Consider the following 18,598-nt stretch of genomic DNA (forward strand, 5'->3'; position numbering starts at 1 on the left):
GACTGGGGCGCATCGGTCGCCGAAGGGCACCGCCCACCGCCGGGCAAGCGGAGGAGACGGACATGTCATACCAGGGATCGGGTACTCCGGACGGGCACGGTGGCCACGGAGCCTCCTCCGGCGGCTACGACCCGTACGCGGGCGGAACCTCGGACCCACCCGGTGGGTATGGTTCCTCCTCCGGCGGGTACGACCCGTATGCCGCCGGGAACCCGAGCGCACCCGGTGGCTACGGCGTTCCGCAGAACCCGAGCCCCTACGGCGCGCCCGGTGGGTACGGTGCTCCCGAGGCGCCGAGTCCCTACGGCGCACCGGCGGCCGGTGGCTACGGCGTGCCGGCGGGGGGCTACGCCGCGGCCGGGGCGTACGGGGCGCCGGGTGCCTACGGCGGTTACCTGCCGCCGAAGAAGTCGAACACCGGCCTCATCGTCGGCCTCGTGGCCGGCGGTGTCGTCCTCCTCATCGTCATCGTCGTGGTGCTCGCCAACGTTCTCGGCAGTCGCGGTAGCTACGGCTCCGATCCCGAACTCGACCGCCTCTACGACCAGTGCGCAGCCGGTGACAACCAAGCCTGCGACGACCTCTACAACGAGGCCCCGGCCAACTCCGAGTACGAGGAGTTCGGCGACACCTGCGGCGGGCGCACCGTCGGCGGCACGTGGTGTGTGAACGAGGACTTCTGACCCCGTGTGCAGCTGAGTACCTCCTGCGGCCCACCGGGTGCCGGGGTCCGCTGCGGCGTGGGCTCCGCCCAGTTCGGTCTCAGCGGGCGAGGTCGAGGCCGAGCCAGTCGGCCAGGTCGGCGATCTCGGCGTCGACCGCGGTCGCCATCGCGACGCTGAACGGGACGTCCTGGTGCACCGCATGCACCCTGAACACGCCGGCCTTGCGATCCGCGGTCGCGTCCAGCTTCCCGACCAGCCGGTCCCGGTACAGGACCGGCAGGGCGAAGTAGCCCCAGCGGCGCTTGCCGGCCGGCTTGTACATCTCGAGCAGGTACTCGAACTCGAACAGCTCGACGGCGCGGGTGCGGTCGTGCACGAGCCGGTCGAACGGGGAGAGCAGGGCCGACCGGCCCGTGAACGGCTGCCCGAGCAGGGCCGGATCCACCCGCCAGGTGCCCTTCACGCCGTCGACCACGGCCTCCTCCCCGGCCTCGCCGACGTCCCACGCCTCGACCGGGGACTGCGTCGTCCTGGCTCGCGCGATCCCGAGCGAGCGCAGCCTGCGCTCGTCGCGGATCCGCCGGGCCCGCTCGGCCGGCACCACCGGGACGTCGGGGTAGACCCGGTCCGCCAGGTCCCACAGGCGCTGCCGCCCGGCCCGGCCGGCGACGGCGACCTCACCGCGCGCCGTCATGCAGTCCAGCATCATCGTGACGTTGCGGTTGTTGGTCCACCCGGTCGAGCCCCACGGCACGGCGCAGGTGTCCGGCAGGTCCCGGGAGGGCAGCGGGCCGTCGGCCTCGAGCCGGCGCAGGATGTCCCGCCGGCACGCGTCGTTCGCCGTGATCCACGCCCGGGCCGGCCCTGGGCGATCGGCCCACGAGTCCATGTCCGCGCGGTACAGCGCGATGTCCTCGGCCGGCCGGATCAGCGCGAGCAGCTCGATGAGGGTGTGCTCGGCGAGCGCGCGCTCCAGGTCCGCGCGCTCGTACGCCGAACCCAGCCGGCTCCACAGCACCAGATCGGCGTTCGGGGCGACGGCCGCCGTCGGGTCCACCTGCAGCATGGCGAGGTGCCGGACCACCTCGCCGGCGTCCGTGAGCCGACGGCGGTCCAACAGCTGGGCGCGGACGGCGATCCGTCGGGCGTCGGCACGGGAGAGGTGGTGGGTCGTGTTGGACGTGGCCATCGATCCCATCATGGCGCAGGTGGGCAGTTCAGCCCGCGACACCCGGCGCGGGCCCCGATAGGTTGCCCGCGGAGGGGGCGAGGTGTCCTGCCCCCGCCCGTGCCTCGACCGCGAGGGCGCCGCCATGAGACGCCAGGAGCACGATGACGACCGACCCGACACGCGACCAGCCGCGCCCGGCGCCCACCACCCGAGGTGGCGACCCGGTCTTCGAGCACGCCCCGGCGGGCATCACGCCCTCGGCGCCCGCGCCCCGCGACGAAGTTCGTCGCACCGCCGCCCTGGCGCACCTGACGGAGTTCCTCGGCGACGACCACACGGTGCTCACCGAGAAGGTCTCCGCGGGTATCCACCTCGATGTTCTGGTGTTCCGGCCGAGCGAGGAGGTGCCGTACGTCACCCTGGTCACCGCGGGCATGTCGGACGTGCCGATGAACACGCCGGCGACCCCCGGGGGCGACCGCATGGAACTCATGATCGGGCTCCACCCGGGGTGGCCCGGCATCGACCCCCTCGACGCCGGCCTCCTGGCCGATCCCGCGAACTTCTGGCCCATCAAGTTGCTGAAGGATGTCGCCAGGATCCCGAGTACCTACGACTCCTACGTCGCCTGGGGTCACACCATCGCCGACGACCACGGGGACCTGTTCGCCCCGGGTGGCCCCTACACCGGCGCCATCGTCGGCCCACCCGTCGGGTATCTCGCGCAGATCATGCGTGCCCCGACCCCCGCCGGCGAGATCGACTACCTGGCCGTGTTCCCGCTCAGGCCGGAGGAGATGGCATACAAGATCGCCGTGCCCGGCGGCGGGGATGCCCTGCTGGATCGGTTGATGGACGCCCGGGTGCTGGCGGTCGCCGAACGGGATCGGCCCGGCGTCGTGGCAGGACCGCCGCCATGGTCGGTGCATCTGCTGCTGAGCTCCCGGCCGGACCATCTGGGCGAGGTGCTCGATCAGGCCGTGCCCAACCGGGCGGCCCAGTTCGCGAAGGAGCGACGCCAGGAGGGCGTGGTCCCGGTCGGTGATGCGGAGTCGGTGCGCCTGCGCCTGTTCCGTGGGCGCCTCACGGCCACCGCACTGAGCGAGGACGGCGGCGCCGGCCCGCTGCGGGAGTCCGTCCTGCCCGCGGTCGCCGAGCACGCCGGTGTGGTGACCCTGACGCCCGAGCGTGACGGCGACGGTGACCCGTTGATGGCCGTGATGGCGATGGCCACCATGCTGACCGAGCGCAACGACGTCATCGCGGTCTGGCTGCCCCACCAGCAACATGTCACCACGGCCGAGCAGTTCCGCAAGGACGCCGGCGGCGGGGCCGTGGTGACCTACCGCGTCCACCCCAGCGAGGTCCCCGAGGGCCGGGCCGTCATCACCCGCGGGTTCGCCGCCCTCGGCGGTCGTGAGGTGCTCTTCCGTGACCCGAACCGGACCCATAAGCGGCTGACCACGCGTCTGCAGGGCGCCCTCGCCAGCACCGGCGACGCGGGTGACCGGGCGCCCCGGGCCGGCCAACAGCTGAAGTACGTCGGCTCCCGCTACGAGCTGGTCGAGGCCGCCCACCCGCTCACGCAGGAACCGGTGCTGGAGCTGGTCAGGTCCGCGAAGCGTCGAGGGTTCTTCGGCCGCGGCTGACGGACTCACTCGCGGCCGGCCATGGTCGCCACGTCGACCTCGTTGCCCTCGGCGTCGGCAAGGGTCCACCACCTCGGAGCGTGCGCGGAGACGAGCCGGCCGCCGGCCGCAAGGGCGGCGGCCACCCGCGCCTCGCCCTGGTCCGGCGGCACGCAGACGTCCACGTGGATCCGGTTGCGGCCGGTCCGGGGCGGGTCCATCTGCTGGAACCAGATCGACGGGCCCCGGCCGAGTGGATCGTCAAGGTCCTCCTCGCCGCGGGGGGAGTAGCCGAGGACGGCCCGCCAGAACGGCATCACGTCCGCGTGCACGTGGGCGTCGATGGTGAACTGCACGGTCTGGACCGATTCCGGGCGGGCCTCGACGCCGAGCTCGGCCGCGGCGAGTGAGATCCGCCGCGCCAGCTCCGCGTCCCGGCGGCTGATGGTGCCGACGTCGTGGGAGATGAGCCGGACCGTGACGGTGCCGTAGCGCAGGTCGACGTCGGGATGGTGGTCCGCCGCGTCGGCCAGGTCACCGATCCTGGCGATCAGGGCCACCCCGGTCGCGAACGAACCGGTCTCGAAGCTGGCGGTGGCCCCGCCGAACAGCACCCGCCAGTCGGCCACGCCCTCGCTGGCGTCGAAGGCCGACGGCGTGATCGCGTCGGACATGATCGTCACCTGTCCGCGAGGAACGCGTGCACCCGTTCGGTCAGCAGCGCCGCGGGCTCGGGTCGGTAGGACGGCAGGCTCGAGTCCGCGAAGTAGTGCTGGTCACCCGGGTAGAGGAACAGTTCGGCGTCATCGGTCGCCGCGACCAGTTCGCGTGCGGCGTCCACGTCACCCTCGTCCATGAAGTACGGGTCCTCCTGCGCGCCGTGGATCTGCACCGGAACCCCCACCGGCCACGCCTGCCCGAACTCGGTGTACGGCACGCACGAGTACATCAGCAGGGCGCCGCGTGCTCCCGGGCGGGTCTGGGCGAGCTGCTGCGCGGGCACCACCCCGAGGGAGAAGCCGGCATAGACCAGTTCGGCGGGCAGGTCCTCGGCGGCCTTCACACCGCGGGCCAGCACCTCCTCGAACCCGAGTTCGCGGACGTGGGCCATGCCGTCCGGAATGGAGTCGAAGGTGCGCCCGGCGAACAGGTCCGGGGTGTGCACGGTGTGCCCGACGGTCCGCAGGTCGTCGGCGAACGCGTGGAAACCCGGGGTCTGGCCCTGGGCATGGTGGAACAGCAGAACCTCAGCCATGACGTTTCCTTCCGTGGAGATCACTCGGCGGGTCTGGGTGACGCCGAATGATCCATGAGTCTAGAATGATCCAACAGTTTGGATCAATAGCGAACGGAGGATCGGTGGACGCTGACGTGTCAGGCTCGCCGCGCTCACCCGACTACGACCTCCTCGAGACGGTCGGCGTCACCGATCCCGCGAAGTTGCGGGCGATCTTCGACCCCCTGCGGGGGCAGCTGATGGACCTGGTCCTCGAGCGGGCCGCGACCGTCACCGAACTCGCCGCCGCCGTCGGACGACCGAAGAGCACGATCGCCCATCACGTGAAGGTGCTCGTCGAGAACGACGTCTTCAAGGTGGTCCGGACCCGGAAGGTCCGTGCCATCGAGGAGCGGTTCTACGGGCGGGTGGCCCGCACCTTCTACGTCGGCGCGGTCCCGCTGGAGGACGTCACGCCGCTGCCGTGGACGAACTACCTCGCCGACGCAGCCGCGGAGTCGATGCCCGCCTATCACGCGGACACCATGTGGGCGCAGCACATGCACGCCCGGATCCCGCGGCAACGGGCGAACGAGTTCTGGAAGCGGGTGGACGAGGTGATCGGGGAGTTCGCCCGGCTGCCCCGCGAGGGGGACACCGTCTACGGGTTCGCGGTGGGCCTGTACCCCACCGAGCACCCGACGCTGCCCCACCGACCGGTCGACGACGGGATCGGCGACCCCGCCTGACCCTGCCCCGGCAGTCCACGCCCGGCCGGGCGATCGCCCGGCGGACTGCCCGAAAGGGCGGGTCGCGCTGCACGTGCGCTCCTATGGTCGCGGGGCCGGGTGGGCGTAGCGTTGATCTGCGCATAGCTGCAGCGTGCGCACCGGCGTCCGGAGGTGGACATGGCAGTCACGGCGGGCTCTCGCACGGGGCCCTTCTGGCGTGCTCGTACCCACCCGGAGGCCCACTCACCGGCCGACGAGGTCACCGGTCGGGGCGCAGCCCACGAGCTCGCGTTCCGCGCCCTGCAGCGCGAGGCCGGCAACGCCGCCGTGCAGCGTCTGGTCGCCGGGCCGCATGAGCGGCCGAAGGTGGAGGGCGACGAGGACAAGGAACGGGCCAAGGACGCCGAGGCCCAGCGGGCACCGGTCGACGCCGTGATCCAGCGGGCGCCGATGACTCGGATGAACCCCGCCCTCGCCCTGGCGGTGCAACGCGCGGCCGCCTTCTCGACGACCCTCACCAAGCCGGCGCCGACCCGCTCGAACACCGCCTCGAGCACCACCCACGCCGACAATCCCACATTCACGGGACACGCGGTCGAGAACACCAAACGCAAGTGCTGGACGTACGCCCTGGACACCGTGGAGGCGAGCGGCAAGATCCAGATCGTCTACTTCACCCCCGACCGGTACCCCGCTCCGACCCCGGAGGACGACTCCGGGGCGCTCACGAACGTGACGAGCGCCAACGTGGCGGCCATCCTCAAGGACTTCAAGGACAACCGTCGGGGCATCCCGGACCACTGGTCCGCCTACCTCGCCGAGGACCTGCACGAGCAGTTCCACTGGGAGCGCGAGTGGCTGCGCCTGGCACGCCCGGCCGCGAAGAAGGCCGAGTCGAAGATCGGCAAGCTGAAGGTGGACAAGGCCACGGCGCCGACGCAGACGGATGCCGAGAAGGAGCTCGAGCCCAAGGCCAAGGCACTGTTCGACGCGGAGTTGCGGGCCGCCCGCACCAAGTGGAACGCCATGGGAGACAGCGCGGGTGATCCGCCCTATCGCGCGCAAGCGCCCGCCGTCGACGCCCTGGCTGCCCGCGTCAAGAAGTTGAAGAAGGAGAAGAAGTGGTAGCGGACCGCGAACTCCTGGTCCACGTCCTCACCGCGAGGCCGCTGCGCCTGCATGTCGCGCTGCTCAATCCCGACGGCGCCGCCGGGCCGGTCTGGGTACCCCGGCTCCTGCGACCCCTTGGTGCGTTCGTGCGCCTGGCGGTCCTCGACGGCGCGGGCGAGACCCGCTTCGAGACCACGGAGCCGAAGTTCAAGCCGAAGTTGCGGCCCGAGGACGACGAGAGCTACCTGTCGCTCGAGCCCGGGTACAGCCACGGTGCGATCTTCGAGGCAGAAGTCGGCGAGGTCGCGGCCGGTGCTTACACGTTGCGCGTCACGTACCGCACGCTCGACTATCGCGGGAGTCCGGACCGGCCGGTGGGCGAGGTCACCCTCACCGAGGAGAGTGAGCTGGTGATCGGGGACTGAGCCGCGCCCGGGTCGCGTCCGGTCAGCGCGGGTCGATCAGGAACTTCATCACGTCGGCGTCCCCGTTCCGGGCGATGGCCTGCGCCAGGTCGTCGAGGCCGAACGTGCCGGAGACGAGCGCGTCCAGGTCGATCGCCCCGGACGCGGCGAGCTTGATCGCCGTCGGCCAGGTGTCGACGTAGCGGAACAGGCCCTCGATCTTCAGCTCCCGGCTCTGCAGCAGGAACAGGTCCACGTCGATCCGCTCCACGCCCATGCCCACCAGCACGGCCCGCCCGTCCGGGGCCAGCGCGCGCAGGCCCGCGTCGATCGCGCGGGCGTTGCCGGAGGCGTCGACGAACGAGGTGACCACACCGTCGAGCGGCGCATCGGAGACCGGGTCCAGGACCGCCGTCGCCCCGTGCGCCAGGGCGATGTCGCGGCGGGTCGGCAGCGGGTCGGAGACGATCACCTCGGTCGCGCCGAAGGCGCGCGCCGCCACCGCGGCGAGGATCCCGATCGGCCCGGCCCCGGCGATCAGCACGCTGGAACCCGGCACCACACCGGCCTTGCGGACCGCCGCGATCCCCACCGAGAGCGGCTCGACGAGCGCCGCGGCGGCGTCGGAGACCTCGTCGGGGACCGGATGTGCGAAGTCCGCCGGGGCGACCAGGTACTGCGCGAACGCGCCGTCGACCGGGGGAGCGGATCCGAACTCCATGTCCGGGCAGAGGTTGTACCTGCCGGTGCGGCAGTAGTGGCAGCGCCGGCACGGGCGCTGCGGCTCCACGGCGACCCGCTCGCCGATCCGCGCCGGGGACACGGCGGCGCCGACGGCGGCGATCACTCCGGTGGCCTCGTGGCCGAGGATCAGCGGCTTGGTGACGACGAGGTCGCCGACCCGGCCGTGGTCGTGGAAGTGCACGTCCGAGCCGCACAACCCGACGGCGGTGAGCGCCACGAGCACGTCGAAGTCGCCCGGGGTGGGCACGGGGGTCTCGCGGACCACGATCGTGCGTGGGCCGTCGAGGAAGGCCGCCCGCATCGTGGTGGGCAACTCGTTCGGCACTGCGGGCAGCGCGTCGGCCATCGGGTCAGCGTCCGTTCGAGTGTCGTCGCTTCGGGGCCCGCCGGGCGGGTTGCTGGACCGGTTCGACATCCGGTGCCGCGGGTACGGGCAGGGTCACGGGATGGTCGGGGTGCACGTCGACCGGTTCCCCGTGGTGCCAGGTCCGCAGACCCGGGCCGGCCTCGACCTCGTAGGTGGCCTCCTCGGCGCCCGTGTCGGCATCGCGGCGGATGCTCACCCGGAGCACGTTGCCGCCGTAGGTGAGTTGGAACGCGATCCGCTGCAGCGCCCGCGGCAGCCGGGGCGCGAACGTCACCCGGCCGCCGTGGTCGCGCATCCCGCCGAAGCCGGCGACGGCGACCATCCAGGAGCCGCCCATGGCGGCGATGTGCAGGCCGTCGTCGACGTTGCCGTGCAGGTCGCCGAGGTCCACGAACGCGACCTCGGCCCAGTAGTCGTAGGCGAGTTCGAGGTGCCCGGTCTCGGCGGCCAGGACCGCCTGCGTGGCCGCGGAAAGGGACGAGTCCCGGACGGTGCGGGCCTCGTAGTAGGCGAAGTTGCGTTCCTTCTGCTCGGGCGTGAACAGGTCCCCGCGCAGGTGCATCGCGAGCGTCAGGTCCGCCTGCTTGATCACCTGGCGCCGGTACAGCTGGAAGTACGGGTAGTGCAGCAGCAGCGGGTAGAACTTCTTCTTCGTGGCGGCGAAGTCCCACTCGGCGTGCCGGGTGAAGCCGAGCGACTGCTCGTGCACGCCGAGGTTGTCGTTGTAGGGCATCGACACGCCGGCCGCGGCCCGCCGCCAGAGGGCGATCTCGTCGGCGTTCACGCCGAGCGTGGCGGCGACCTCCGGGCGGCGCTCGCAGGCATCTGCCGCGTCGGTGAGGTTCTGTGCCGCCATCACGTTCGTGTAGAGGTTGTCGTCGACGATCGCCGTGTACTCGTCGGGGCCGGTGACCCCGTCGATGTGGAACTCGGTGTCGTTGAAGTGCCCGATCGAGGCCCACAGCCGGGCGGTCTCGGTGAGGAGTTCCACCCCGGCGCCGATCTCGAAGTCCTCGTCACCTGTCACCGCGAGGTACCGGGCGGTGGCGGCCGCCACCGCGGAGTTCACGTGGAAGGCTGCGGTCCCGGCCGGCCAGTACCCGGAGTTCTCCTTGCCGGAGATCGTCCGCCACGGGAAGGCCGCCCCGCGCAGCCCGAGCTCCTTGGCCCGGGCGCGCGCCTCGCCGAGGGTGGCGTGGCGCCAGACCAGGTGGTCGCGTGCGGCGGCGGGCATCGTGTACGTGAGCATGGGCAGCGCGAAGACCTCGGCGTCCCAGAACGTGTGCCCGTCGTAGCCGACGCCGGACAGCCCCTTCGCACTGATCGCCTGCCCCTCGGCGCGGGCCGCGGACTGCAGGATGTGGAACATCGAGACACGCACCGCCTGCTGCAGGGCCGGGTCGCCGTCGATCTCGACATCGGCCCGGCTCCAGAACTCGTCCAGGAAGTTGCGCTGCTGTTCGACCAGCCCGTCCCAGCCGGTCAGCCGCGCGACGGACAGGGCCGCCTCCACCTGGTCACGCAGTGCCGGCGCGGAGCGCCGGTGCGACCAGCCGTAGGCGACCAGCTTGATCAGCCGCAGCCGGGAACCGCGCGGGACCTTCGCTGTCACCGTGTAACGGGCCAGGTCCCCGGCGGCCTCGATCGTGGTCTCGACCTCGTCCGGGACCTCGAGCAGGTGCGTCATGCCGGCGGCGACCCGGAGTTTGCTGCGGCGGGTCCGGTGCACCAGCACGGCCCGGCTGTCCCGGGCGGCGGCGAACTCCGCGCGCAGCGGCCGGTCCAGGTGGGCGGCGTCGCGCGGGTCGCTGGAGGGCGTGGAGCCGGACTCGTTCGCGAGCAGGTCCGACTGCAGCGCGACGTAGGCGTCGCCGTCCAGGGGCTCCACGTCGTAACAGATCGCCGCGAGCGAGCGCTGCGCGAAGGACACCAGCCGGCGGGAGGTGACCCGCACCGGGGTGCCACTGGGGGAGGTCCACTCCGTGTGCCGGTCCAGCGTGCCGGCCCGCAGGTCGAGGGCCCGCTCGTGGTGCTCGATCGCGCCGTAGCGCATGTCGAACGGGGAGTCACCCACGAACAACCGGATGATCTTGCCGTCGGTGACGTTGACGGCGGTCTCCCCGGACTCCGGGAAGCCGTAGCCGGACTCGGCGTGCGGGAGCGGGCGCTCCTCGAAGAACCCGTTCACGTAGGTGCCCGGCACCGCGCGCGGCTCACCCTCCTCGAGGGAGCCGCGCAGCCCGATGTGGCCGTTCGCGAGGGAGTACAGCGACTCGCTCGCGGCGAGCGTGTGCAGGTCCAGGCCGGTGCGGCTCAGCGTCCACGGGTCCACCCGGTAGGCGCTGTCCCGCTCGTACTCGGTCGCGTCCGCGTCCTTGCTGCCCCGGTCCGCGGGGTTCACGCCGGTGAAGTCGGTCATGACGCCGCCCCCTCGAGGAGTTCGGCCAGGTCGGAGACGACGACGTCGGCCCCGTTCGCGGCCAGCTCGGCGGCCTGGTCGAGGCGATCGACCCCGACGACGTAGCCGAAGCTGCCGGCCCGGCCCGCCTGCACGCCGGCGATCGCGTCCTCGATCACCGCGGCCTGCGCCGGCGCCACCCCGAGGGCGCGGGCGCCGGCCAGGAACGTGTCCGGCGCGGGCTTGCCCGGGAGGTTGTCCCGGGCCGCGATCACGCCGTCGACACGGGCCTCGAGCAGGTCGCTCAGGCCGGCCGCGGCGAGCACGTCGGCGCCGTTCGCGGACGCGGTCACCACCGCGGTGCGCAGCCCCGCGGCCCGCACGGCGTGCAGGTAGGCGACCGACCCCGGGTAGGTCGCGACGCCGTCGGCCGCCAACCGGCGACCGACCTCGGAGTTCTTGCGGTTGCCGATCCCGCAGACCGTCTCGGCCTCCGGCCCGTCCGCGGGCGTGCCCTCCGGGGGGTGGATCCCGCGGGAGGCGAGGAAGGCGCGCACGCCGTCGTACCGGCGGCGCCCGTCCACGTGGGCGGCGTACTCCGCCTCGGTGAACTCGCTCTGACCGTGCGCGGCCAGGATCGGATCGAAGGTCTGCTTCCACGCGGTGCGGTGCAGCACCGAGGTCTGGGTCAGGACGCCGTCGAGATCGAACAGGACGGCGAGGATGGTGGGCGGGAGACCGAGCCTGCCGAGGCCGGTCGACGATGCGTGGGGCATGACAACGACGCTAGCCCTCGCCGCGCAGATATGGCCAAACGCGCCCGGCAGGTCGCGAGATGGCGAAATCGGCATGTTCCTGCGCGTTGCGTCACTGACCCGCCACCCGGGTCAGTGACGCATCACACGGACAAGGGGGCCGCGAGAGGGCCGCTACCCGGTCGCGCGGTGGCGCCGCCGGATCGCCTTCGGGGGGCGCGGGCCGAGATACGAGCGGCCGGGGTCGACCAGGAAGCCCTGGCGCAGCGCCTCACGCCCGATCAGCATTCGGAAGCCCATCCGGTCCCGGTTGCTCAGGGTCACCTCGGCGGTGATCGGGCGGGCGGCGACCACCAGGTCAAGGAGCACCACGATCCGGCGCTGGGTGTGGCCCGAGGAACTGCGCACGACGCGGCGGTCGTGCACCGGGAGGGTGACCTCCACCTCGTCCCGGGCCGAGTTCTGCAGAGGGTGCACGATGAACGAGACCCAGGGTCCGCCGTCGTGCTCGAACTCGGTCACGCCGAAGGCGTGAAGGGCGCTCGAACGGGCACCCGTGTCGATCTTCGCCTTGACCCACGGCACCCCGATCCCGGGCATCGCGACCCACTCGCGCCACCCCGTCGGGGTGCTTAGATGGGTCGGCCCGGTCACCTCCTCATCCTCGCAGGCGAACAGCATGAAACTGGCGATCCTCTCGCGCGCGCCCCGTGCGTACTCCACCCAACGGCTGCGGACGGCTGCGGCCGACCGTGGGCACCAGGTCAAGGTCCTGGACACGCTGCGGTTCGCCATCGACCTGTCCGGGCCCGAGCCGGACCTGCAGTTCCGGGGCAAGCCGATCTCGGACTACGACGCGATCCTGCCAAGGATCGGCAACTCGATCACCTACTTCGGCACCGCCGTCGTCCGGCAGTTCGAGCAGATGGACGTGTACACGCCGAACACGGCGAACGGGATCTCGAACGCGCGGGACAAGCTCCGGGCGAGCCAGATCCTCGCGCGGCACCAGATCGGCATGCCGGCGACGGCGTTCGTGCGCAACCGCGCGGACGTGCGGCCCGCGATCGAGCGGGTCGGTGGGGCGCCCGTGGTGATCAAGTTGCTCGAGGGCACCCAGGGCATCGGCGTGATCCTCGCGCCCGGGGTCAAGGTCGCCGAGGCGATCATCGAGACCCTGCACAGCACCAAGCAGAACGTGCTCATCCAGAGCTTCGTGGTGGAGAGCAAGGGGCGGGACGTGCGCGCCCTCGTGGTCGGCGACCGCGTGGTCGCCGCGATGCGCCGGATCGCGCACGGTGACGAGTTCCGTTCGAACGTGCATCGTGGCGGTTCGGTCGAACCCGTCACGCTGGACAAGGAGTTCGAGGAGCTCGCGGTCCGCTCGGCCCAGATCATGGGGCTTCGGGTCGCGGGCGTGGACATGCTCGAGGGCTCCGACGGGCCGCTCGTGATGGAGGTCAACTCCTCCCCGGGCCTCGAGGGCATCGAGACCGCCACGAACCTGGACGTGGCCGGCGCGATCATCGACCACATCGCCGACCAGGTCGCGTTCCCGGAGATCGACGTGCGGCAGCGGCTGACCGTCTCCACCGGGTACGGCGTCGCGGAGCTGCTCGTGCACACCGGCGCCGACCTGGTCGGACGCACCCTCGGCGAATCGGGTCTCGAGGAGCGCGACATCACCGTGCTGACGCTGCACCGCGGCACCTCGGTGATTCCGAACCCGCGGCGCAGCACCCAGCTCGAGGCCGAGGACCGGCTGCTGTGCTTCGGCCGGTTGGAGGAGATGCGTTCGATGATCCCCGCCCGGCGGAGCCGACGGCGCAAGGTCCGCAGGCTGCCGCCCGGGCCGCTCGTCGAGGGCTGAGCCCGCGTGGCCGGCGGCCGACCCGTCCGGTCCACCATCTGAGACTCCTGGAGTCCACGTTGAGGATCGGCGCGCCTGGACCGACTCTGGGGTGACCCCCAGACCGTTGTCGGCACGTCGTTGACTCGGATGCGCCGACCCCTGCCCAGGCAGGCCACGAGAGGAACCCACGATGATCAGAGCCCACCGCGGATGGCAGGGCGCAGCGGCGCTCGGCGCCACACTCGCCCTGGTCCTCACGGCGTGTGGATCCGACGGCGGGTCCGGTGGGAACGGTGAGCCCAGCGGTGACCCGGTCACCGGCGGCACGTTGGTCTACCTCGAGCACCAGCCGCACAACACGCTCTACCCGCCGGCGGCCGGCTTCTACCCGAACGGTGGCCTGGTCAACAACATCACGGACCGGCTGGTCTACCAGGACCCGCAGACCCTGGAGTTCGAGCCGTGGATCGCCACCGACTGGGAGGTGAACGCCGACGCCACGCAATACACGTTCAACCTTCGCGGCGACGTCACGTTCTCCGACGGCTCGCCGTTGGACGCGACGGTGGTCGCCGCGAACTTCGACCTCTACGGCCTCGGTGACCCGGACCGTGCCCTGACCGTCTCCGAGGCCGTGAACAACTACGCCTCGAGCGAGGTGGTCGATGCCGACACCGTGGTCTTCAACTTCTCGGCGCCGGCCCCGGGCTTCCTGCAGGCCGCCTCCACGATCAACTCCGGCCTGGTGTCCGCGGGCACCCTGGAGGGCGCGTTCGAGGACTACGGCCCCGGCAATGGTGAGAACGTCATCGGTTCCGGCCCGTTCGTGATCACGGCCGAGGAGATCGGCACCAGTGTCACCCTGACGGCCCGCGAGGACTACGCCTGGGCGCCGGAGTCGCTTCAGAACCAGGGCCGGCCCTACGTCGACGAGGTGCAGGTCACCGTCACCCCGGAGGACAGCGTCCGGGTCGGCGCCCTGACCTCGGGCCAGGCGGACGTGATCCGCTACGTCGAAGCCCAGGACGAGGCCCAGGTGGCCGGCGCCGGGCTGGACATCTACGCCCCGCAGACCCGTGGCGTGAACAACTCCCTGAGCCTGCGGTTCACGAACCCGATCCTGTCCGACATCCGGGTGCGGCAGGCGCTCATCGCCGGCATCGACCGCCAGCAGGTGGTGGACACCATCTACACCGAGAACTACCCCCTGGCCACCTCCTCGCTGAGCAGCACCGCGCTCGGCTACACCGACCTCGAGGAGTACTACGCGTTCGACCCCGAGCGAGCCGCCGACCTGCTCGACGAGGCAGGCTGGACCCTCGGCGCCGACGGGATCCGGGAGCGGGACGGCCAGAGCCTGACCCTCGTGGTGAACGAGGCTGCCCCGCAGCCCCGCTCGTTCGAGGCGCTCACGCTGATCAGCCAGCAGCTCGCCGAGATCGGTGTGGACCTGCAGATCCTGCGGGCCGACGCCGGCACCTACACCGAGGCCATCCAGGACGCGGACCAGGTGCAGATCTACCACTCGATGGTGGGCCGCGCCGACCTGGACGTCATCAAGAGCCAGTACTACTCCACGAACCGCAACACCCTGCTGAACCGGGACCCGGCCACGGACGCGATCGCCGACCCGGAACTGGAGGCCCTCCTGGCCGCCGTCGCCTCCGAGGCCGACGGCGACACCCGGATCGCGAACTCGCAGGCGGTGCAGACCTACCTGGCCGAGAACGCGTACGTGATCCCGCTGTTCGAGGAGCCGCAGGTGTTCGGCTCGCAGACCGACGTGGAGGGCCTCTCCTTCGAGTCGGTCGGTCGCCCGAGCTTCTACGAGGTGTGGCTTGACCGCTGAGGCGTCCCTCGAGGCCGGGGTGCCCGACGGCGCACCCACCCCGGGTGCGCCGCGCACCCGGGGCGGTGGCGCCGTCGGGCGTGCCACGCCGGCCGGTCGCGGCGGCCGCGTGCTCGCGCTGCTGACCGGCTACGTGCCGCGCCGGCTCGGGCAGGCCCTGATCGTCCTGTGGATCGCGTTCACCGCGGCCTTCGTGCTGCTCCAGGCGATGCCCGGCGACGCGATCATGATCCGGTTCGAGAACCCTGAGCTCGGGCTCTCCCCGGAACAGATCGCCGACATCCGGGCCTCCTACGGAGTCGACGACCCGGTGCTCATCCAGTACCTGCACACCTTCGCCGGTTTCATCCGTGGCGACTTCGGGTACTCGGTGCAGTCCGGTACGCCGGTGCGGCAGCTGATCGCGGAGGCCTTCCCGCAGACCCTGGTGCTGGCGGCGGCCGGGTTCGTCCTGGCGGTGCTGCTCGCGTTCGCCATCGCGTTCCTGAGTGCCTCGGCCCGCTTCGCGTGGATCCGCACGGCACTGCGCTCGGTGCCGTCGCTGTTCGTCTCGGTGCCGGTGTTCTGGCTCGGCATCGTGCTGATCCAGTTCTTCTCGTTCCGGCTCGGCTGGGTCGCCGTGATCAACCCCGGTCCCGTCGAGGGCCTGATCCTGCCGGTGCTGACCCTCGCGGTGCCGATCGCGGCTCCGATCGCGCAGATCCTCACCCGCAGCATCGACGAGGTGTACACCCAGCCGTTCGTCCGCGTGGTGCAGGCGAAGGGGGCCTCGCCATCGTGGGTCCTGTGGCGGAACGTGCTCAAGAACGCGACCCTGCCCACCCTGACCATGGCCGGCATCCTGTTCGGCGAACTGATCGGCGGGGCCGTGGTCACCGAGACCGTGTTCGGGCGCTCGGGCATCGGCCGGATCACCGAGCAGGCCGTGGCCAACCAGGACACCCCGGTGCTGCAGGCCGTGGTGCTGCTCGCCGCGACCGTGTTCGTCCTGATCAATCTCACCGTGGACCTGATCTACCCGAAGCTGGACCCGCGGCTGGCGCGCCGGATCGGAGGATCCCGATGACCGAGTCCCGACTCCTCGAGGCGACCCCGCTGTTGCCGCAGGTGGCCGAGCCCGAGCCGGGCACGCCAGCCCCGCCGGGATCGGCACCGGCGGACGGGCGGTCCCGCCGGCGTCGTCGCGGCCGGATCCGGGTCACCGAGGTGATCCCGTGGCTGGTCATCGCGATCGTGGTGGCCTGGGCCGCGCTGCCGGGCCTGTTCACCTCCTACGGCCCGATCGCCGGCGACGCCGCGGCCGCGCTGCAGGGCCCCAGCGCCGAGCACCTGTTCGGCACGGACGCCACCGGTCGGGACATGTTCACCCGGGTGGTCTACGGCGCCGTGCACTCCCTGACCGGGGCCCTGGTCGCCGTGACGGTCGGCCTGGTGCTCGGCACCGGGATCGGCGTGATCGCCGGCTCGGTCGGCGGATTCGTCGACGACGTCCTGATGCGCGTGGTCGACGTGCTCCTCGCCGTGCCGACCCTGCTGCTGTCGCTGAGCGTGATCATCCTGCTCGGGTTCGGCACCGTGCAGGCGGCAGTCGCGGTCGGGATCGCCTCGGTCGCCGCGTTCGCCCGGCTGTCCCGCTCCGAGGTGGTCCGGGTCCGGCGTACCGACTACGTGGAGGCCGCGTTCGCCTCCGGTGGCACCTTCTTCAACGTGGTCCGAAGGCATGTGCTGCCGAACTCCCTGACCGCCGTGATCGCCCTCGCCGCCCTGCAGTTCGGGACCGCGATCCTGGCCATCTCCACCCTCGGCTTCCTCGGCTACGGCGCACCGCCGCCCACTCCCGAGTGGGGGCTGATGATCGCCGAGGGTCGCAACTACGTGGCGACCGCGTGGTGGCTGACCACCCTGCCCGGCCTCGTGGTCGTGGCCGTGGTGCTCTCCGCCAACCGGATCTCCGCCGACATCGCCCGGCGGGGCCGGGCATGAGCGGCGCGAGCGGGCCGGTGCGTGCGCGAACCGGGGCGAGTGCCGCCGTCGGGTCGGACCGGCCCGACGGCGCAGCGCCGGTCCTGGAGGTCCGTGACCTCTCGGTGGCCTACTCCAGCGGCCACGAGTGGACCACCGTGGTGCACGACGTGTCGCTGCGGGTCCACCCCGGCGAGGTCGTCGCCGTGGTGGGTGAGTCCGGCTCCGGCAAGACCACCACCGCGCAAGCCGTGATCGGGCTGCTGGCGGAGAACGGGTCGGTCACCGCGGGGCAGATCCTGCTCAACGGGACCGACATCACCGCCTGGTCCCCGAAGCAGCTGCAGGCCGTCCGGGGCACCCGAGTCGGGCTGGTGCCGCAGGACCCGAACAACTCCCTGAACCCGGTCAAGCGCATCGGGGACAGCCTCGGCGAGGTGCTCCGGATCCACCGGTGGGGTGACAAGCGGGCGATCCGGGCCCGGGTCGTCGAGCTGCTCGAGAAGGTCGGCATCCCCGACCCGGAACTGCGTGCGCGCCAGTACCCGCACGAGCTGTCCGGGGGCATGAAGCAGCGGGTGCTGATCGCGTCCGCGATCGCCCTCGACCCGGAACTGATCATCGCCGACGAGGCCACCTCCGCCCTGGACGTGACCGTGCAGCGCAACATCCTGGACCTGCTGGACGAGTTGCGCGTCGAACTCGGCACGGCGATCCTGCTCGTCACCCACGACTTGGCGGTGGCCGCGGACCGGGCCACGTCCGTGGTGGTCCTCAAGGACGGCCGCGTCCAGGAACAGGGCACCAAGGATCAGGTGCTCACCGCGCCGGCGTCGGCCTACACCAGGCAGCTCCTCGACGATGCCCCGGCGCTGGCCACGTCGGGCCGGCGCACCCTGGCGCAGGTCGAACGGATCCTGGCCGACGGCGCGGCAGCCGAGCCCGCCCTCGCGGTCAGCGACCTCGTGCAGGAGTTCTCCCTCGGCCGCGGTCGGGTGCCGTTGCGTGCGGTCGACGGGGTCTCGTTCACGGTGCAGCCGGGCACCACCCACGCCATCGTCGGCGAATCCGGCTCCGGCAAGACCACGATCGCACGGGCCGTGCTCGGGTTCCACACGCCGACGTCGGGGTCGATCACCGTCGCCGGCCAGGAGATCACCGGGCTCCGGGGGGAGCGCCTGCGCCAGTTCCGGCGGGTGCTGCAGATGGTCTATCAGAACCCGTTCAGCTCGCTCGACCCGCGCCAGGACGTGGCGGGCATCATCGCCGAGCCCTTGACCAACTTCGGTCTCGGTGACCGGGCCGCCCGGGCCGCGAAGGTCACCGCCCTGCTCGATCAGGTGTCGCTGCCGGCCTCGGTGGCCGCGCGGCGGCCGGCGGAGCTCTCCGGCGGGCAGCGGCAACGGGTCGCGATCGCCCGTGCCCTGGTGCTCGAGCCGCAGGTGCTGGTCCTGGACGAGGCGGTCTCCGCGCTGGACGTGAGCGTGCAGGCGCAGATCCTGCGGCTGCTCGAACGACTGCAGGACGACCTCGGCCTGACCTACCTGTTCATCTCCCACGACCTGGCGGTGGTGCGGCACATCTCGCACACCGTGACGGTCCTGCACCAGGGCCGTGTGGTCGAGAGCGGGCTCACCGAGTCGGTGTTCACCGAGCCGGCCGAGCCCTACACCCGCGCCCTTCTGGCGGCCATCCCGGGGCGGCTCGCCCCGGCGGCGCCAGCGGGGGAGCCATCCGCATGAGTAC

Annotated in this window: 17 protein-coding genes; 10 read left to right on the plus strand and 7 right to left on the minus strand. The window is 71.7% G+C overall.

Features of this window, described 5'->3' with window-relative positions:
- The first annotated feature begins 62 nt into the window (after window positions 1-62).
- On the plus strand, window positions 63-683 hold the full coding sequence (locus GKS42_RS26100; protein WP_174791028.1) for a hypothetical protein: 621 nt from the start codon (window positions 63-65) through the stop codon (window positions 681-683).
- Between the two features lie 79 nt (window positions 684-762).
- Here the strand turns inward: GKS42_RS26100 and GKS42_RS03515 are convergent, their stop codons facing one another.
- Window positions 763-1,854, minus strand: a complete 1,092-nt coding sequence (locus GKS42_RS03515) for a DNA glycosylase AlkZ-like family protein (RefSeq protein ID WP_154792588.1) — start codon at window positions 1,852-1,854, stop codon at window positions 763-765.
- A gap of 143 nt (window positions 1,855-1,997) precedes the next feature.
- Between GKS42_RS03515 and GKS42_RS03520 the strand changes: the two genes are divergently transcribed.
- Window positions 1,998-3,485, plus strand: a complete 1,488-nt coding sequence (locus tag GKS42_RS03520) for a suppressor of fused domain protein (protein ID WP_154792589.1) — start codon at window positions 1,998-2,000, stop codon at window positions 3,483-3,485.
- Between the two features lie 5 nt (window positions 3,486-3,490).
- Here the strand turns inward: GKS42_RS03520 and GKS42_RS03525 are convergent, their stop codons facing one another.
- Both GKS42_RS03525 and GKS42_RS03530 read right to left on the minus strand, forming a co-directional pair.
- Window positions 3,491-4,138 carry a VOC family protein gene (locus GKS42_RS03525; protein ID WP_154792590.1) on the minus strand — a complete coding sequence of 216 codons (648 nt, stop codon included), beginning with the start codon at window positions 4,136-4,138 and terminating at the stop codon, window positions 3,491-3,493.
- A 5-nt stretch (window positions 4,139-4,143) separates the two neighbouring features.
- Window positions 4,144-4,719: a dienelactone hydrolase family protein gene (locus GKS42_RS03530; protein WP_154792591.1), complete on the minus strand. Its 576-nt coding sequence runs from the start codon at window positions 4,717-4,719 to the stop codon at window positions 4,144-4,146.
- Window positions 4,720-4,823: 104 nt separating this feature from the next.
- Between GKS42_RS03530 and GKS42_RS03535 the strand changes: the two genes are divergently transcribed.
- From GKS42_RS03535 to GKS42_RS03545, 3 genes are all read left to right on the plus strand, one after another.
- Window positions 4,824-5,429, plus strand: a complete 606-nt coding sequence (locus GKS42_RS03535; RefSeq protein ID WP_232847908.1) for an ArsR/SmtB family transcription factor — start codon at window positions 4,824-4,826, stop codon at window positions 5,427-5,429.
- Between the two features lie 159 nt (window positions 5,430-5,588).
- Window positions 5,589-6,539, plus strand: coding sequence for a hypothetical protein (locus GKS42_RS03540; RefSeq protein ID WP_154792592.1), 951 nt, complete (start codon window positions 5,589-5,591; stop codon window positions 6,537-6,539).
- The gene (locus tag GKS42_RS03545) at window positions 6,533-6,946 is read left to right on the plus strand and encodes a hypothetical protein (protein ID WP_154792593.1); all 414 of its coding nucleotides are present in this window, start codon (window positions 6,533-6,535) and stop codon (window positions 6,944-6,946) included. The genes GKS42_RS03540 and GKS42_RS03545 overlap by 7 nt, the downstream gene beginning before the upstream one ends.
- 22 nt (window positions 6,947-6,968) lie before the next feature.
- Here GKS42_RS03545 and GKS42_RS03550 read toward each other — a convergent pair whose 3' ends face one another.
- The 4 genes from GKS42_RS03550 to GKS42_RS03565 all read right to left on the minus strand — a co-directional run bounded on the left by GKS42_RS03550 (window position 6,969) and on the right by GKS42_RS03565 (window position 11,843).
- Window positions 6,969-8,015 carry an NAD(P)-dependent alcohol dehydrogenase gene (locus GKS42_RS03550; protein WP_154792594.1) on the minus strand — a complete coding sequence of 349 codons (1,047 nt, stop codon included), beginning with the start codon at window positions 8,013-8,015 and terminating at the stop codon, window positions 6,969-6,971.
- Window positions 8,016-8,019: 4 nt separating this feature from the next.
- A complete protein-coding gene (locus GKS42_RS03555; protein ID WP_154792595.1) occupies window positions 8,020-10,455 on the minus strand; it encodes a glycoside hydrolase family 65 protein in 2,436 nt (811 codons plus the stop codon).
- Window positions 10,452-11,210, minus strand: a complete 759-nt coding sequence (locus GKS42_RS03560; RefSeq protein WP_154792596.1) for an HAD family hydrolase — start codon at window positions 11,208-11,210, stop codon at window positions 10,452-10,454. Before GKS42_RS03560 ends, GKS42_RS03555 begins: the two co-directional genes overlap by 4 nt.
- A gap of 153 nt (window positions 11,211-11,363) precedes the next feature.
- Window positions 11,364-11,843 (minus strand): ATP-dependent zinc protease family protein, encoded by a 480-nt coding sequence (locus tag GKS42_RS03565; RefSeq protein WP_435529660.1) that lies wholly within the window; start codon window positions 11,841-11,843, stop codon window positions 11,364-11,366.
- Between the two features lie 25 nt (window positions 11,844-11,868).
- On the opposite strand from GKS42_RS03565, the gene GKS42_RS03570 reads away from it, so the two are divergent.
- The 5 genes from GKS42_RS03570 to GKS42_RS03590 all read left to right on the plus strand — a co-directional run bounded on the left by GKS42_RS03570 (window position 11,869) and on the right by GKS42_RS03590 (window position 18,594).
- Entirely contained in the window at window positions 11,869-13,059 is a 1,191-nt protein-coding gene (locus tag GKS42_RS03570) for a RimK family alpha-L-glutamate ligase (protein WP_154792598.1), read from the plus strand.
- Between the two features lie 172 nt (window positions 13,060-13,231).
- Window positions 13,232-14,890 carry a TIGR04028 family ABC transporter substrate-binding protein gene (locus GKS42_RS03575; protein ID WP_154792599.1) on the plus strand — a complete coding sequence of 553 codons (1,659 nt, stop codon included), beginning with the start codon at window positions 13,232-13,234 and terminating at the stop codon, window positions 14,888-14,890.
- Window positions 14,880-15,956, plus strand: a complete 1,077-nt coding sequence (locus GKS42_RS03580) for an ABC transporter permease (RefSeq protein WP_435529661.1) — start codon at window positions 14,880-14,882, stop codon at window positions 15,954-15,956. The genes GKS42_RS03575 and GKS42_RS03580 overlap by 11 nt, the downstream gene beginning before the upstream one ends.
- A complete protein-coding gene (locus GKS42_RS03585; RefSeq protein ID WP_154792600.1) occupies window positions 15,953-16,873 on the plus strand; it encodes an ABC transporter permease in 921 nt (306 codons plus the stop codon). Before GKS42_RS03580 ends, GKS42_RS03585 begins: the two co-directional genes overlap by 4 nt.
- Window positions 16,870-18,594, plus strand: a complete 1,725-nt coding sequence (locus tag GKS42_RS03590) for a dipeptide ABC transporter ATP-binding protein (RefSeq protein WP_154792601.1) — start codon at window positions 16,870-16,872, stop codon at window positions 18,592-18,594. The genes GKS42_RS03585 and GKS42_RS03590 overlap by 4 nt, the downstream gene beginning before the upstream one ends.
- The last annotated feature ends 4 nt before the right edge of the window (window positions 18,595-18,598 follow it).

The organism is Occultella kanbiaonis (genome assembly GCF_009708215.1).
Classification (GTDB): Bacteria; Actinomycetota; Actinomycetes; order Actinomycetales; family Beutenbergiaceae; genus Occultella; species Occultella kanbiaonis.

What these genes read in the sequence shown, in the direction of transcription:
- GKS42_RS03515 (WP_154792588.1), bottom strand. Translation starts at nt 1,854, where the DNA reads ATGGCCACGTCCAACACGACCCACCACCTCTCCCGTGCCGACGCCCGA.
- GKS42_RS03560 (WP_154792596.1), bottom strand. Translation starts at nt 11,210, where the DNA reads ATGCCCCACGCATCGTCGACCGGCCTCGGCAGGCTCGGTCTCCCGCCC.
- GKS42_RS03525 (WP_154792590.1), bottom strand. Translation starts at nt 4,138, where the DNA reads ATGTCCGACGCGATCACGCCGTCGGCCTTCGACGCCAGCGAGGGCGTG.
- GKS42_RS03570 (WP_154792598.1), top strand. Translation starts at nt 11,869, where the DNA reads ATGAAACTGGCGATCCTCTCGCGCGCGCCCCGTGCGTACTCCACCCAA.
- GKS42_RS03575 (WP_154792599.1), top strand. Translation starts at nt 13,232, where the DNA reads ATGATCAGAGCCCACCGCGGATGGCAGGGCGCAGCGGCGCTCGGCGCC.
- GKS42_RS03555 (WP_154792595.1), bottom strand. Translation starts at nt 10,455, where the DNA reads ATGACCGACTTCACCGGCGTGAACCCCGCGGACCGGGGCAGCAAGGAC.
- GKS42_RS03590 (WP_154792601.1), top strand. Translation starts at nt 16,870, where the DNA reads ATGAGCGGCGCGAGCGGGCCGGTGCGTGCGCGAACCGGGGCGAGTGCC.
- GKS42_RS03520 (WP_154792589.1), top strand. Translation starts at nt 1,998, where the DNA reads ATGACGACCGACCCGACACGCGACCAGCCGCGCCCGGCGCCCACCACC.
- GKS42_RS03530 (WP_154792591.1), bottom strand. Translation starts at nt 4,719, where the DNA reads ATGGCTGAGGTTCTGCTGTTCCACCATGCCCAGGGCCAGACCCCGGGT.
- GKS42_RS03540 (WP_154792592.1), top strand. Translation starts at nt 5,589, where the DNA reads ATGGCAGTCACGGCGGGCTCTCGCACGGGGCCCTTCTGGCGTGCTCGT.
- GKS42_RS03585 (WP_154792600.1), top strand. Translation starts at nt 15,953, where the DNA reads ATGACCGAGTCCCGACTCCTCGAGGCGACCCCGCTGTTGCCGCAGGTG.
- GKS42_RS03550 (WP_154792594.1), bottom strand. Translation starts at nt 8,015, where the DNA reads ATGGCCGACGCGCTGCCCGCAGTGCCGAACGAGTTGCCCACCACGATG.
- GKS42_RS26100 (WP_174791028.1), top strand. Translation starts at nt 63, where the DNA reads ATGTCATACCAGGGATCGGGTACTCCGGACGGGCACGGTGGCCACGGA.